This is a genomic window from Bradyrhizobium sp. NBAIM08, assembly GCF_020193935.1.
GTDB classification, from domain to species: Bacteria; Pseudomonadota; Alphaproteobacteria; order Rhizobiales; family Xanthobacteraceae; genus Bradyrhizobium; species Bradyrhizobium yuanmingense.
Genome location: NZ_JADYVR010000001.1, coordinates 230923 through 244448, shown reverse-complemented (window position 1 = coordinate 244448; position 13526 = coordinate 230923). Strand labels below are relative to the sequence as shown.

14 protein-coding genes are annotated in these 13526 nt (G+C 63.9%); 9 read left to right on the top strand and 5 right to left on the bottom strand.

The window, feature by feature from the left end:
• Window positions 1-255: 255 nt before the first annotated feature.
• Window positions 256-480: a hypothetical protein gene (locus I6F37_RS01140; protein ID WP_036010125.1), complete on the top strand. Its 225-nt coding sequence runs from the start codon at window positions 256-258 to the stop codon at window positions 478-480.
• A gap of 12 nt (window positions 481-492) precedes the next feature.
• Here I6F37_RS01140 and I6F37_RS01135 read toward each other — a convergent pair whose 3' ends face one another.
• Window positions 493-1119: a LysR family transcriptional regulator gene (locus I6F37_RS01135; protein WP_036010249.1), complete on the bottom strand. Its 627-nt coding sequence runs from the start codon at window positions 1117-1119 to the stop codon at window positions 493-495.
• A 126-nt stretch (window positions 1120-1245) separates the two neighbouring features.
• On the opposite strand from I6F37_RS01135, the gene I6F37_RS01130 reads away from it, so the two are divergent.
• The 3 genes from I6F37_RS01130 to I6F37_RS01120 all read left to right on the top strand — a co-directional run bounded on the left by I6F37_RS01130 (window position 1246) and on the right by I6F37_RS01120 (window position 3121).
• Window positions 1246-1902 (top strand): VOC family protein, encoded by a 657-nt coding sequence (locus I6F37_RS01130; protein ID WP_225150063.1) that lies wholly within the window; start codon window positions 1246-1248, stop codon window positions 1900-1902.
• Window positions 1903-2007: 105 nt separating this feature from the next.
• Window positions 2008-2394: a RidA family protein gene (locus tag I6F37_RS01125; protein ID WP_225150062.1), complete on the top strand. Its 387-nt coding sequence runs from the start codon at window positions 2008-2010 to the stop codon at window positions 2392-2394.
• A gap of 46 nt (window positions 2395-2440) precedes the next feature.
• Window positions 2441-3121, top strand: a complete 681-nt coding sequence (locus I6F37_RS01120) for an L-2-amino-thiazoline-4-carboxylic acid hydrolase (RefSeq protein WP_225150060.1) — start codon at window positions 2441-2443, stop codon at window positions 3119-3121.
• A gap of 317 nt (window positions 3122-3438) precedes the next feature.
• On the opposite strand, the gene I6F37_RS01115 is transcribed toward I6F37_RS01120, so the two are convergent.
• From I6F37_RS01115 to I6F37_RS01100, 4 genes are all read right to left on the bottom strand, one after another.
• Entirely contained in the window at window positions 3439-4464 is a 1026-nt protein-coding gene (locus I6F37_RS01115; RefSeq protein ID WP_225150058.1) for an ABC transporter permease, read from the bottom strand.
• A gap of 11 nt (window positions 4465-4475) precedes the next feature.
• Complete coding sequence (locus tag I6F37_RS01110) at window positions 4476-5978, bottom strand: sugar ABC transporter ATP-binding protein (RefSeq protein ID WP_225150056.1); 1503 nt, start codon at window positions 5976-5978, stop codon at window positions 4476-4478.
• Between the two features lie 14 nt (window positions 5979-5992).
• Window positions 5993-7012 (bottom strand): sugar ABC transporter substrate-binding protein, encoded by a 1020-nt coding sequence (locus tag I6F37_RS01105; RefSeq protein WP_225150054.1) that lies wholly within the window; start codon window positions 7010-7012, stop codon window positions 5993-5995.
• A 142-nt stretch (window positions 7013-7154) separates the two neighbouring features.
• On the bottom strand, window positions 7155-7559 hold the full coding sequence (locus I6F37_RS01100) for a globin (protein WP_036010111.1): 405 nt from the start codon (window positions 7557-7559) through the stop codon (window positions 7155-7157).
• A gap of 481 nt (window positions 7560-8040) precedes the next feature.
• Between I6F37_RS01100 and I6F37_RS01095 the strand changes: the two genes are divergently transcribed.
• The 5 genes from I6F37_RS01095 to I6F37_RS01075 all read left to right on the top strand — a co-directional run bounded on the left by I6F37_RS01095 (window position 8041) and on the right by I6F37_RS01075 (window position 13423).
• The gene (locus I6F37_RS01095; protein ID WP_193374985.1) at window positions 8041-8415 is read left to right on the top strand and encodes a DUF2946 family protein; all 375 of its coding nucleotides are present in this window, start codon (window positions 8041-8043) and stop codon (window positions 8413-8415) included.
• Between the two features lie 85 nt (window positions 8416-8500).
• A complete protein-coding gene (locus I6F37_RS01090; RefSeq protein ID WP_225150052.1) occupies window positions 8501-10711 on the top strand; it encodes a TonB-dependent receptor in 2211 nt (736 codons plus the stop codon).
• Between the two features lie 104 nt (window positions 10712-10815).
• Window positions 10816-11313 (top strand): copper chaperone PCu(A)C, encoded by a 498-nt coding sequence (locus I6F37_RS01085; RefSeq protein ID WP_225143513.1) that lies wholly within the window; start codon window positions 10816-10818, stop codon window positions 11311-11313.
• Window positions 11314-11342: 29 nt separating this feature from the next.
• Window positions 11343-11861, top strand: a complete 519-nt coding sequence (locus tag I6F37_RS01080; protein ID WP_036010104.1) for a YcnI family protein — start codon at window positions 11343-11345, stop codon at window positions 11859-11861.
• Window positions 11861-13423: a copper resistance CopC/CopD family protein gene (locus I6F37_RS01075; protein ID WP_036010101.1), complete on the top strand. Its 1563-nt coding sequence runs from the start codon at window positions 11861-11863 to the stop codon at window positions 13421-13423. Before I6F37_RS01080 ends, I6F37_RS01075 begins: the two co-directional genes overlap by 1 nt.
• Window positions 13424-13526: the final 103 nt, after the last annotated feature.

The following is a 13526-nucleotide window of genomic DNA, read 5'->3' as shown; positions in this document are numbered from 1 at the left end:
CAAAATCCGACGGTTCCCAGTGCGATGGCTCCCAACCACCCGTGATGGGCCAAACCGTAGGTACCTCCGATGAAGGTGCACACTCCCACCGCTGCAACGCCCAGACCATCTGTGCGGCATTTTTAACTATTCGGCTCGTCGGTGCTTTACCTGGCGTAGCTTGCATCGACCAACGTACAAACGCATTTTGGGGCGGCCCATTGTTGCGCGGGCTTGCGCTGTACGGGGAATGAGGCATCAGGTCGAACGGAAGCCATGGTACGTAACGTCAGCCATATTCCGACCGGGCGGACTTATTTGGGGTTCATCTTGGTTTGGACCATCGTCATGTTTTTAGTCTACCTGCTTTGCATTGCAGTATTTGCTGCCGGCCGTTGGATTGCTGGCCTGCTCATCGTCGTCCTCACTGCCTATTTTTTTGTTCGGCACTGCAATGCGATTGCCAAGCGCGCAAGGCGGGGGCTTGTGCGTCGTCCGTAGCCCGCTGGCGCCTCAACTCCCGAAGCCGCCGACCAGGCGCGGGCGACGGTCTGCGAGCGTTTTTGCCGCGGGCAGCGCGCGCAGCCATGCCCGAAAACTCACGATCTCCGGGCAATCCGCCGTGCCTTCCGGCGCAACCAGCCAATCACCCGGGCCCGATCCCTCGTTGATCCGCTCGCAGCGATAGCCCGGATGGTGGCTTACGCCGCGGGCGATCAGCACGTCCACCTTGCCCTCGACGAGCTCGTGCAGGCCGGCGGGCTGCAGCACGCTCAAACCGATGTCCGCATGTGCGCTGCGAAACGCCCCAAGTTCGAGGCGGCGCAGGTCGTAGCTGCCGTGGACCCCCACTTGCAGCAGCACCGTGCCTGCCGGCTTCAGCTGCGAGGTCGCCTCGGCAATGTGGCGGAAGCCTTCGGAGATCCCGGGCAGATAGGCCCGGCCGGCCTCGGTGAGGATCAGCTGCTTGTGCAGACGCTCGAACAGCTGCACGCCGAGGCGCGCCTCCAGCGCTTTCACCTGCTGTCCCACGGCCGCGGGCGTAACGTGCAGCTCGTGCGCGGCCAGCTTGAAGCTGAGATGGCGCGCGGCGGCCTCGAAGGCGCGGAGCGCGTTGAGTGGGGGCAGGGCGTAGGTCATCGTTACGCAGTTTGTCATGCAATGGCTGCGTGCTTGCAATAGATTTTCTTGCGCTGAACAGCAGGAATGATGGTTTGTGCGACGGCGCTGGCGCCGGGTACGGTCAGGCGCAATCCGGAGAACCCCATGCCCCGCCGTCTCGACCACCTCGTCATCTGCGTCCACGATCTGCAACAAGCTGCGCTGGATTGGCAAAAGCTCGGCTTCACTCTGACGCCGACCGGCGTGCATCCATTTGGAACCAGCAATCGCCTGGCGCAGTTCTCAGACAATTTTCTGGAATTGCTGGCTGTCACCGACGATGCGCTGGTGCCCGCCGCCGCACCGGGACGCTTCAGCTTCGCGGCTCACCATCGGGATTTTCTCGGGCGCTCCGAAGGCATGTCGATGCTAGCCCTGCACAGCACCGACGCGCACGCAGATGCCGCGCGTTTTGCGGCGAGACGCATCGGGGCCTACGCGCCGTTCGATTTCGGCCGCGATGCGGTGCTGCCGGCGGGAGGCACGGCGCGCGTGGAGTTTTCACTCGCCTTCGCGACCGACCCCGCCATGCCTGGCATCGCGTTCTTCACCTGCGAGCAGCGCCATCCGCCGGAATTGTTCTGGAAACCCGACTATCAGCGTCATGCCCACGGGGCCACGGCAAGTCCAGCGATCGAGTCACGGTGCTCGGTCCTGCGGAATTGTCACGGCGATTGCCGGGCCTCGCGAATGAAGCCTCACCACGCTTCTGCGCGACGCGGCTTGCCGTCGCCGATCTCGATGCGACGCGACGCATATTGAAAGCCAACGGCATCAATTTCGAAATGCTCGGCAGCGTGTTGCTGGTGCCGCCGGCGGCGTCGCATGGCCTGGCACTGGAGTTTGTCGCACAGGAGACATTCTGAGATGGCTCAAATCGTCACGCACAATCCTCCGTCGGTTCATCCTCCCGCCGGCGGCTACAGCATGGGCCTTGAACTCAGCCAGCATAACCGCCTGCTGTTCATCAGCGGCCAGGTGCCTCAAAATTCCGACGGCACCGTGCCTGACGGCTTCGAGGCGCAATGCGAGCAGGCCTGGCGCAATGTCAGGGAAGTGCTCGCCGCGGCAGGTCTTGGCATCGAGCACCTGGTCAAGGTCACCACGTTCCTGACTGATCGCAGCCAAGTCGTCACCAACCGCGCCATTCGTCGGGCCATGCTCGGGGAGCACCAGCCGGCACTGACCGTCGTGGTCGTCGAGACCGTCGACAGCAAATGGCTGCTGGAGATCGAGGCGATCGCCGCGGAATGAGGCGGCGTCGTCGATGTTGCGATGAGGCAAGCATATCAGGTGTCCAATGGCTGAGATTCATCCGTTCTACCAGACGCATCGCCATGCGATGGAGGCCGCCATGCGCGAGCGGATAGGCCTTGCCGAAGCGATGCTCCGCGAGCGCACGCATCTCTCCGACATCGACGCAATCAGGCAGGAGGTGATGGACGAATTTCAGATCGTCCTCACCCAGATGCCCTATGTCGGCGGCGCGGCAAGCCGCATGAGCGATTTCTTCATGCGTCTGACCGGCTTCATGGCCATCAGCCGGGTGCTGCGGCGCCACGGCGTTCCGGTGCCGGTGATCGGCGAGATCGAGCGGGAAACCTACAAGGCCCAGCTGCTGAGGACGCCAGAAGCCGAGCGTCTCGCGGCTGGGCGCCAGTTCATGTCGCCCGAGAACCAGGCCTTGATGCGCGAACAGGCGGCAAGGAGCGTCACAAAGGCTCACCAAACGGAGTTTCCGGAAGATTTCGTCTACGATTTCGTCGAGCCGGGTCCGCAGGACACTTTCGAATTCGGCATCGACTATAAGGCCTGCGGCTTCTGCAAGCTCGCGGCGCGCCGCGGCGATACGGAGATCCTGCCGACCATCTGCGGCCTTGACTTCGTCGCCTATGCCGCGCGAGGCATCCGCCTCGAACGGACCCAGACGCTGGCCGGCGGCGCCAGCCACTGCAATTTCCGCTTCTCGCGATTAGACTAGATCGCGCTCGCTGACCGGCGATACAGGTGATGCCGGATCGCGCTTATGCCGCCACGTCGTCATTGCGAGCGCAGCGAAGCAATCCAGAATCCCCCCGCGGAAGCAGTCTGGATTGCTTCGCTGCGCTCGCAAGGACGGGGGTGCACCGGCCTTCAAAGCCGGCTGCCGATGATGCCACTATACCCCTGTTTTGCCCGACGGAGCAAGTTGACTTCGCCGAATCCGCAATTTAACGACACCCGCCGGCAAGTCGTTGATTCCGCTGGCACCGGCTACTGTGCATGGGGTTGTTTTCGCACTTTTGTCTTGCCGGTCGTCTATTCCGCCGCTTTCTCCCTCAAGCGCTGCGCATAGACGTTGATGACCAGCGCCGCCAGGAGGATCAGGCCGCGGATCAGGATCTTCAGGAAGCTGTCGATGTTGACGTGGTCGAGGCCGTTGTTGAGCACGCCGAGCACGAACAGCCCGACGATGGTGTTGCCGATGCCGCCGCGGCCGCCGAACAGGCTGGTGCCGCCGACCACGACGGCGGCGATGGAATCGAGCAGGTAGGTGTCGAACTCGTTCTGCTGCGCACTGCCGAAATGGGCGACGCCGAGCATGCCGCCGAGGCCCGAGCACACCGCCGAGATCACCATGACAGCACCGAGGATCAGCTTGACGTTGAGGCCCGAATATTCGGCCGCCTCGCGATTGCCGCCGACCATGTAGACGTAGCGGCCGAAGCGCGTGTAGGTCAGCACGAGATGGCCGCCGAGCAGCATGATGGCGGCGACGATGACGATCCAGGGGATGCCGCCGATCGAGCCGGAGCCGAGCGTCGTGATCAGGCTCGGCACCTTGTAGGCGATCTGGCCGCGCACCAGCAGCGCGGAGATGCCGGCGGCGATCTGCATCATCGCCAGCGTCATGATGAAGGAGGGGATGCCGATCACGGTCAGCCCCAGCGCGTTAACGAGACCGAGCAGGGCGCAGAGCAGGAGCGACAGGATGATCGCGACCGCGCCGGGCAGAGGAATGTTGGCGATGTTGACGTAGGATTCCTGCAGCGTGAAGTAGGCGACCGCAATGCCCGTGACGTTGGCGATGCTGGCGACCGACAGGTCGATTTCGGCGCAGAGGATCACGAAGGTGAGGCCGACGGCGATGATGCCCGTCACCGACACCTGGGTCAGGATGTTGCCGAGATTGTCCAGCGTCGCGAAGGAGGGGCTGGCGAAGGCGAAGAAGGCGGTGAGGAAGATCAGCGTCAGGAACGGGGCGATGTTGCGCATCTGCGAGCGCAGGAAGGGGGCAAGGCCCCGCGCCCGTTGTCCTGCCGCCAAAGCCGTCTCGCTGCTCATGTGCTTCTCCGTCACGCCGCTTCCAGCAGGCGGTCCTTGCTGACCGGCTCGTTCTTGAATTCACGCACCAAGGCGCCGCGCTTGAGCACGAGGATGCGATCTGCCAGCGACAGCACCGTTTCCGGCTCGGTCGACAGCACGATGATCGCGAGCCCCTTCGTTCTGAGGTCGCGCACGATGTTGATGACGTCGTTCTTGGCGCCGACATCCATGCCGCGGGTCGGCTCGCACAGCACCAGCAGCTTGGGCGGATAGGTCAGCCATTTCGCCAGCGCGACCTTCTGCTGGTTGCCGCCCGAGAGCATGCCGAGATCGAGACCGACCACTGGCGGCCTGATCTGCAGCTGCTCGACCTGGCGCTTGGCGATGTCGCGCTCCTGCGCCGGCTTGAGCAGCAGCGAGGAGATGCGGTCGAGAATGCTGATCGAGATGTTCTTGTAGACCGGCTCCTGGTGGAACAGCATGTCGCGCCGGCTCTCCGGCACCAGCGCCACGCCGGCGCGCCGCGCCGCCGCCGTGCTGGCGAACGTTTTCGGCACGCCTTCGACTGCAAGCGTGCCGCCGTCCGGCTTCAGCTTGCCGAACAGGATGCGCGACAGCTCCTGCTGGCCGCAGCCCATGAAGCCGTAGATGCCGAGCACCTCGCCGGCACGGGCCTCGAAGGAGACGTCCTGAAGGCTGCGGGACAACGACAGCTGGTCAACCTTGAGAACGACCTTGCTGTCGCTTGGCTGCGGCAGCATCAGATCGTCGGTGTAGCTATGCTCGAGCGCCTCGCCGCCGCGGCCGATCATGGCCTCGATCAGCGCGCCTTTGCTGGTCGCGGCGCTAGCCGTCTCCGCAACCTTGCGGCCGTTGCGGAACACGGTCACCGTGTCGGACACCAGCAGGATGTCCTCGATGAAATGCGAGATGAAGACGATCGCGGTGCCTTCCTCGCGCAGCCGTCGGAGCGTTGTGAACAGTCGCTCGACCTCGGGCGGGGAGAGGGCGGAGGTCGGCTCGTCCAGGATAACGATGCGCGCGCCGGAGAACAGCACGCGCGCGATCTCGATCAACTGCTGCAGCCCGATCGGAAGGTCGCCGAGCCGTGCCATCGGATCGACGTCGATGCCGAAGCGGGCGAGCTGCTCGCCCGCCTCGCGCGCCATCCGCCGCCATTGCACGAGGCCGAGGGCGTTGGTCGGCTGGTTGCCGAGGAAGACGTTCTCCGCGACCGTCAGGTCGGGCGCGACGCTGAGCTCCTGGTGCACCATGGCGATGCCGGCGGCGTGCGCATCGCGCGCCGAGCGAAAATGCATCTCCTGGCCGTCGACCAGGAAGCGGCCGGAGAACTCGGTGTGCACGCCGGCGATGATCTTCATCAGCGTGCTTTTGCCGGCGCCGTTCTCGCCGACGAGACCGTGGATCTCGCCGGGATAAAGCGCGAAGTCGACACCACGAAGCGCTTCGACGCCGCCGAAGCTCTTCGTGATGCCCTGCAGTTCCAGGATGGGCTGTTGTCCCACACTCATGAAAATCTGGAGGCTCAGATCAGGAAGTGATCCTGCATCCACTGCATCCCGGCGGCATTGGCCTTGGTCACGACCGGGCCGTCGGTGACGACGTTCTTCGGGATGCCCTGTCCGCTCTTCTCGCCGCCGACCACGGCCGACACGCCCGCGATGATCGCACCGCCATGGATGCGGCAGGACGGATTGCGGACGGTTGCGAACATGCGGCCTTCGCTGACCGCCTGGATCGCCGGCGGCATGGCGTCGACCCCGCCGATCAGGATGTTGGTGCGATTGCGCGCCTTCATGATGTTGGCGGCGGCCAGCGCCATGTCGTCATTGTGGAAGAAGGCCGCATCGATCTGCGGGTATTTGGTCAGATAGGTCTCCCAGAGACGGGCGGTCTTCGACACGTCCCAATCGGCCGGCTGGGTGTCCAGCACTTCGATGCCCGGGAATTGCTTCACGACCGAGTTGAAGCCCTTGGCGCGGCCCTGCGCACCGGTGTGGCCGAGCGCGCCCTGCGTCATGATGATCTTGCCCTTGCCGCCCATGGCGTTGCACAGCGCCTGTGTCACCGAAGCGCCCATGAACTCGTTGTCGGGAGCGAGGAAGGAATGGACGTTGATCTGATCGAGCGGCGCGATCAGCGTGTCCATGTCGATCACGGGCGTGCCGGCGTCGATCATCTTCTGTACCGGCTGGGTGAGGGTGCCGATGCCGAAGGCCTGGATCGCGACGAAGTCCCATTTCTGCGAGGCCATGTTGTCGATCGCCGCGCGCTGCTTCACCGCATCGAGCTGCCCGTCGAACCAGGTCACCTCGACATTGAACAGCTTGCCCCAGAATTCCGCCGCCTGCTTGCCTTGCGCGCACCAGGTGGCCTGGAGGCCGGCGTTGGAGAACGCCGCCTTCAACGGCTTCTCGCTGCGTCCGACTGCGGCCAGTGCGGGGTTTATGCCCATGCTGCCGAGGATGGCAGCTCCGGCGCCGGCGGCCGCAGCCGCCTGAAGAAGATCGCGCCTGGTCGTCGAGAAATCTTTCGTCCCGGACATCGCTCGCTCCCATATATTTTGTCGTCGGCGCGTCATTGGTAGCGCTACCGATCTCCGAAAGTCTCTCACAAGAGTTGTTCGCACTCAATCTGCATTCAGCCGCAGTGTCGTCGCAGCCCGCGCGTTGGTGCAGCGCAAAGCGTCAGGTGGCCGCGGCGGCGAATGCGTCGATCTCGGCGAGCAATGTATCCCAAGACTGCGCGATCTCGGGCGTCCATTCATCGCCGAGCAGATCGCGGAGCGCATCCCTGATGACGGCGAAGAACGCGATGAACAGCTCGCGCGGCGTGCCATAGGCGTCGTGCGAGGCGACCTCGCACGCGATTAGCCGGAAATGCCCGCGGCGCTCGCCGGCGAAGTCGAGAATCGCCTCGATCGTCAGCGCCAGCATCGACCCCTTCACGAGGTCACCGCCGTCCGTGCGGAACATCGCCTGCGTTTCCGGATGGAGATCGAACAGACGTCGATAGACGAACGGCGTGAGGTCGGCGCAGGGCGAGGCCGCACGTTCGAAGCTGTCGTGGATGGGATGAAAGGCCGCGTTCATCGACAGTTCAGCCGCGCGGGCAAAAAAAGAGCGGGGCCCTGGCCCCGCTCAAAAATTGTGTCGACCCTATTATCCCCGATCTTAAGATTTGATCTTGATTGACGGGGCGACGCTGCGTTTTGCGCGCCAGGGGCTCCTCCCGAGACTTGGACCACCAGGCCTCGACCTCGCGGTCAGCGCCTGAGCAAGAGGGATGCTAGATCAACTTTTCTCACTTGTCATCATTTTCGGCAACGAATGTTCAAAATAGGAGCAACTGACGAAACGATCGGGCTTCCGGCCCCCTAAATATATGACAGATATAAGAAATTTGTGGATGGCCGGGCGGGTTTTCCTGCCTCAGATGCCGGCCCGCCGGAGGGTGGGGTCGTCCGACCACAAGCTTGCGAGCAGTTTGCGCAGGGCCCAACAGGCGGTGGAACTGGCCTCGACTCGGCCGCGCCCGAGTGATTAGTTAGCGCACGAACGAATGGTCCGGCGGATGCGCGCACGTCTGCAAAAATTCCTGCCTCTGGTCCTGCTCGCCCTGGTGATGCAGGTGCTGGCGCCGATCGCCGCCTGTCTCGCGGCCGGCCAGGCTGCGGCCGATCCGTTCTCTGCAGGCGTCATCTGCCACAGCGCAAGTGAGCAGGGCGGCCCGGTCGACGAGACCGGGACACCGGCCGCAAAAGCTGGCGCATGTGCGCTTTGCTGCCTCGCGCACGCTGACGCCTCGCTTGACGCGCCGCCCCATGCGGCGTTCTCAACTCCCGTCCGCCCCATCGCCCGCATCGTCTGGCACGTGGCGAACGCGCCCGTCCTCGCCGCCATCGACGGTTCGAGCGCTTGGGCGCGCGCTCCCCCTCGCATTTCCTGATCCGCGAAACCTTCAGCTCCGCGCCGGCTTCGGCCGTGCCGGGATCGCTATGCACCGGCTCTCTGCCGGCATCAGGAATGACCTCATGCCTCGTACAGGCTTCTTTCGACTGCTTTCCGCACGCAAAATTCTGCTTGCCTCAGCTTCTGCCCTCGTTGTGCCATCCAACGCAATCGCGGAGGAAAACCGACGCGAGCTTCCTCCCGTCACAGTCGACGCGCCGCGGGAGAAACGGGCCTCTCCAGCCCGCGCACAGCGAACCGCCGCGCGATCAACGCGGGCCCGCGCGCCCGCAACTGCGCGTCCGCAACCGACGGCAGCTTCCGAAGGGGGCCTCGGTCCTGGTGCCCTGACGGTTCTCACCGCCCAGCAGGCACTGAGCGAGATCAACCAGACGCCGGGCGGCGTAGCGCTGGTCGCAGCGGAGGCCTACCGGAATTCGACTCCCGCCAGCACGATCAAGGATGTCCTGGACTACGTTCCCGGCGTGTTTGCGCAGCCGAAATGGGGTGACGACACCCGGCTTTCGATCCGCGGATCCGGCCTGTCGCGCAATTTCCATCTGCGCGGCGTGCAGCTTTACATGGACGGCATCCCGATCAATACGGCGGACGGCTACGGCGATTTCCAGGAGATCGACCCGACCGCCTACAAATACGTCGAGGTGTACAAGGGCGCGAACGCGCTGCAGTTCGGAGCCAATTCGCTGGGAGGCGCCGTCAACTTCGTGACACCATCGGGACGCGACCGATTTCCGAATGAAGTCTCGCTCGACGTGGGAGCCTTCGGCTTCAGGCGACTGCAGGCCAATGCAGGAGGCGCCAACGGGCCGTGGGATGGTTTCGTCACCGCATCAACGCAGGCCACGGACGGCTTCCGCGATCACAGCTTCGGCTCGGGCAACCGCGTGAGCGGCAATGTTGGCTACCAGTTCTCGCCGGATTTCGAGACGCGATTCTATCTTAACGCCAACGAGGTGCGGCAGCGCATTCCAGGAACCGTCACCAAGGCGTCTGCCTTGACCAATCCGGAGGCCGCGGCTCCGGCGAACGTTGCGCTGGACCAGCAGCGCAACATCGACACGATCAGGCTGGCAAACAAGACGACGATCCGATTCGACGACACCAGGTTGGAGTTCGGCGCTTTCGGCGTCGACCGGCACCTCATGCATCCGATCTTCCAGTGGCTCGATTATCGCTACAAGGATTATGGCGGCTTCGCGAAGGTTACGGACGACCGCATCATCGGCGGTTACCGCAACAGGCTGGTTGCGGGCGTCAACCTGTTGAACGGCAGCATCGACAACCAGCAGTTCGCCAACATTGCCGGACAGAAGGGGGCATTGCTGTCGTCGTCGATCGATCGCTCGGAGAACACCTCGGTTTACGTGGAGGACAGCTTCTACTTTCTGCCGAATGTCGCCGCGATCGCCGGCACGCAATTCCTGCATGCGACCCGCAATCGGCAGGACCGGTTTCTCAGCGACGGCGACCAGTCGGGAGCAACCCGCTTTGATCTGTGGTCGCCGAAGGCGGGCCTGCTGTGGCAGATCGACCCGACGTGGCAGGCCTTCGCCAATGTTTCGCGGAGCGCCGAAGTGCCGAGCTTCGGCGAGAGCGCGCGCGGTCCTGGCATTCCGACGATTCCGTTCACCAGCATCCGCCCGCAGATTGCGACGACCTACGAGATAGGGACCCGCATGCGACGGCCCGACTATTCGTGGGAATTGACCACCTATCGCGCCGATATCCGCGATGAGCTGCTGTGCCTGTACAGCGCGTTCGGCAATTGCAACGTGACCAATGCCGACCGAACCTTCCACCAGGGCGTCGAGGCGGGGGCAGGGGCAGCAATCTTCCGCGATATCTTCGTGACAGGAGGCGCGCCCGACAAGGTGTGGCTCAACCTCGCTTATACTTACAGCGATTTTCGCTTCGACAGCGACACGGCGTTCGGCAACAACCAGCTGCCCGGCGCGCCGCGTCACTATTTGCGCGCCGAGTTGCTCTATAAGCATCCGACCGGGTTCTATGCTGGTCCGAACGTCGAATGGGTGCCGCAGGCCTATTTCGTCGACAGTATGAACACGTTGACGACGGAGCCGTATGCACTGCTCGGATTGAAAGCGGGCTTCGACAATGGCGGACCGTTCTCCGCCTATATCGAGGGTCGAAACCTCACCAACAGGACCTACATTGCAAGCGCCAGTATCATCGATCGCGCCACCGCGACGTCGGCGTTGTTCGAGCCAGGTGCGGGCCGGGCGGTCTACACCGGAATGAGGTATCGATGGTAAAGCGCACTGAGGCTGCCGAAACCACCAAGACCGACCGTGCTCGATCAGATCAAAGCCGAGGGAACCAAATGAACAGGATCAATCTATCACTTCTCGCCGTCGCCATGCTGCTCGGCACCAGCGCGGGGGTCGCAGCCGAGGACGTCAAGGCCGGCGATCTCGTCATCTCGCAGGCCTGGAGCCGGGCGACGCCGGGCGGCGCCAAGGTCGCCGGCGGCTATCTGACCATCGAAAACAAGGGGAGCGCCGCCGACAGGCTGGTCAGCGTGTCCGCCGATATCGCAGGCAAGGCCGAGATTCACGAGATGGCCATGGACAACGGCGTGATGAAGATGCGCGCGCTCGACAAGGGACTGGCGATCGAGCCCGGCAAGACCGTGAAGCTCGCGCCCGGCGGCAATCATTTGATGCTTCAGGAGCTGAAGGGGCCGTTCAAGCAGGGCGACAAGGTGCCGGTGACGCTTCAGTTCGAGAAGGCCGGAAAGATCACCGTTGCGCTCGACGTCCAGGGCGTCGGCGCGCAAGCACCGGGCGGTGGGGGGCACTCGGGTCACATGGACATGAAGAAAATGCCGGATCATTCGGGAATGAAGATGAAATGAGACTGTTCTGGACTCTCGGGAGACCGAATATGTCGAAGCGATGCTGCCTGATTCTGATTGCCGCGGTCGCCGCATCACCAGTGGCGGCGCATGTCTCTCTCGAGACCAAGCACGCCACAATCGGCGCGTCCTACAAGGCGGTGTTCACCGTGCCGCATGGCTGCGCGGGCTCGCCGACGGTGAAGCTCCGCGTGCAGATTCCGGAAGGGGTCATCGCGGTGAAGCCGATGCCGAAGGCCGGCTGGACCATCGACGTCGTCGAGGGCAAATATGCGGGGGAATACGACTATCACGGCAACAAGCTCTCGTCCGGCGTCAAGGAGGTGGCGTGGTCCGGCGGTAAGCTGGCGGACAAGAACTATGACGAGTTCATCATGCAGACGGTGCTGACCGACAAGCTCAAGGCGAACACGACCTTGTACTTCCCAGTGGTTCAGGAATGCGAGACCGGCGTTCGTCGCTGGATCGAGATCCCAACCGAGGGGTCAAGCCATTCGCATGAGGGCAAGTCGCCGGCGCCTGGCGTCAAGCTCCTGCCGAAACCCTGATGCGCCTCCTCGCAGCGCTCGCGACGCTGCTCTTCGCTGCGGGCTTCGCGAGCGGTGCGCTCGCGCATGCGGCGCTGATCTCGGTCGAGCCGGCGAGCGGCAGCACGCTCGCGACCGCGCCCAAGGTGGTGGAGCTGCGGTTCAACGAACCGGTAACGCCGGGCGCGATCCGGCTGATCGACGGGACGGGCAGGGCGCGGGACGAGACGCGCGTCAGTGCGTCCGGCGACACGATTTCGATCCAGATGCCGGCGGATCTGCCTGAGGGGACCGCGGTCGTCAGCTATCGCGTGGTCTCGCAGGATGGCCATCCGATCGTGGGATCGGTGATGTTTTCAGTCGGCATGCCGTCGGAGACGAAGCCGTCCGCGAGTACTGACCATTGGTTGGCCGCGCTGATCTGGCTGGCGCGCGTTGGCCTGTATCTCGGTCTGTTCATAGGCGTCGGCGGTGTGTGGTTTGCGCGCTGGATATCATGGTCTCTGGCCGGCATGACCGTGCCGCGCATGGCACTCGCGGTCGGCCTTTCGAGCGCAGTGGTATCGCTCGGAGCGCTAGGCCTCGATCTCCTCGGCCTGCCGCCGGCGGCGCTCGCGACGGCCGCGCCTTGGAAGGTCGCGGTCGCAACCAGTGCCGGCCGCGCGTTTCTAGTTGCTGCCGCCGCGATGCTGTTCGCCTTGCTGGCGCTCCGCAGCGCATGGTCTTCGCGGGCTCTTGCGATCATTGCCATGGTCGGCGTGGGCCTGTCGCTCGCCATGAGCGGGCATGCCGCAACGGCGCCGCCTCGAATGATGATGCGCCCGGCGATGTTTCTTCACGGCCTGTGCGTTGCGCTATGGATCGGCGCTCTTGCTCCGCTCGCGGCTTTGCTGTCGAAGCCGACGCCGGCAACACTCGCCGTCGTGAAGCGCTTCTCGGGCATCGCCATGCCGGCGGTCGGCGTGCTGGCATTGACGGGCCTCGCCCTTGCGATTGTTCAGCTCGAAAAAGTTTCGGCGTTGGTCGAGACCCGCTATGGCCTCATCCTCTCGATCAAGCTCGGCCTGGTTCTCATGCTGCTCGCACTTGCGGCGCTCAACCGCTTCCGCCTCACTCCGGCACTCGCCCGCGATCGTGGAGCCCAGACCATCCTCAAGCGCTCGATCCTCCTCGAATGCGTGATCGCCCTCGCCATCTTTGCCGTCGTCGCCGGCTGGCGCTTCACGCCGCCGCCGCGAACGATCATTCCGGAGACGCCGTTGGCGATCCACATCCACGGCGACAAGGCGATGTTCCAGGTGCTGGTGTCACCTGGAAAGGTCGGCAAGGACGATTTCGTGCTCCAGCTCATGACCGGCGAGGGGACGCCCCTGGCGGCCAAAGAGGTGACGTTGACCCTCAGTCTGCCCGAGCGTGGCATCGAGCCGATGGAACGGGTCGCCTTGCTCGGGCCGGATGGCTACTGGCACGTGCGCAGGGTCGAGCTGCCCTTCGCCGGCCGCTGGCGTGTGCGGATCGAGGCGCTTGTGAGCGATTTCGAGAAGATCACGCTGGCGGATGAACTCGAGGTGCCGCCGCCCTAGGCTTACCGGCTTTGCTGAGCACGGTGCTCCTGAAGTCAAACCTGAAGGCAACGGAAAAATGACAGCTATTTCGCCGCGTTAGCGGCTTTTCCTCATTCCCGTC

What these genes read in the sequence shown, in the direction of transcription:
- I6F37_RS01130 (WP_225150063.1), top strand. Translation starts at nt 1,246, where the DNA reads ATGCCCCGCCGTCTCGACCACCTCGTCATCTGCGTCCACGATCTGCAA.
- I6F37_RS01095 (WP_193374985.1), top strand. Translation starts at nt 8,041, where the DNA reads ATGCGCGCACGTCTGCAAAAATTCCTGCCTCTGGTCCTGCTCGCCCTG.
- I6F37_RS01125 (WP_225150062.1), top strand. Translation starts at nt 2,008, where the DNA reads ATGGCTCAAATCGTCACGCACAATCCTCCGTCGGTTCATCCTCCCGCC.
- I6F37_RS01115 (WP_225150058.1), bottom strand. Translation starts at nt 4,464, where the DNA reads ATGAGCAGCGAGACGGCTTTGGCGGCAGGACAACGGGCGCGGGGCCTT.
- I6F37_RS01075 (WP_036010101.1), top strand. Translation starts at nt 11,861, where the DNA reads ATGCGCCTCCTCGCAGCGCTCGCGACGCTGCTCTTCGCTGCGGGCTTC.
- I6F37_RS01100 (WP_036010111.1), bottom strand. Translation starts at nt 7,559, where the DNA reads ATGAACGCGGCCTTTCATCCCATCCACGACAGCTTCGAACGTGCGGCC.
- I6F37_RS01105 (WP_225150054.1), bottom strand. Translation starts at nt 7,012, where the DNA reads ATGTCCGGGACGAAAGATTTCTCGACGACCAGGCGCGATCTTCTTCAG.
- I6F37_RS01110 (WP_225150056.1), bottom strand. Translation starts at nt 5,978, where the DNA reads ATGAGTGTGGGACAACAGCCCATCCTGGAACTGCAGGGCATCACGAAG.
- I6F37_RS01120 (WP_225150060.1), top strand. Translation starts at nt 2,441, where the DNA reads ATGGCTGAGATTCATCCGTTCTACCAGACGCATCGCCATGCGATGGAG.
- I6F37_RS01135 (WP_036010249.1), bottom strand. Translation starts at nt 1,119, where the DNA reads ATGACCTACGCCCTGCCCCCACTCAACGCGCTCCGCGCCTTCGAGGCC.
- I6F37_RS01090 (WP_225150052.1), top strand. Translation starts at nt 8,501, where the DNA reads ATGCCTCGTACAGGCTTCTTTCGACTGCTTTCCGCACGCAAAATTCTG.
- I6F37_RS01085 (WP_225143513.1), top strand. Translation starts at nt 10,816, where the DNA reads ATGCTGCTCGGCACCAGCGCGGGGGTCGCAGCCGAGGACGTCAAGGCC.
- I6F37_RS01140 (WP_036010125.1), top strand. Translation starts at nt 256, where the DNA reads ATGGTACGTAACGTCAGCCATATTCCGACCGGGCGGACTTATTTGGGG.
- I6F37_RS01080 (WP_036010104.1), top strand. Translation starts at nt 11,343, where the DNA reads ATGTCGAAGCGATGCTGCCTGATTCTGATTGCCGCGGTCGCCGCATCA.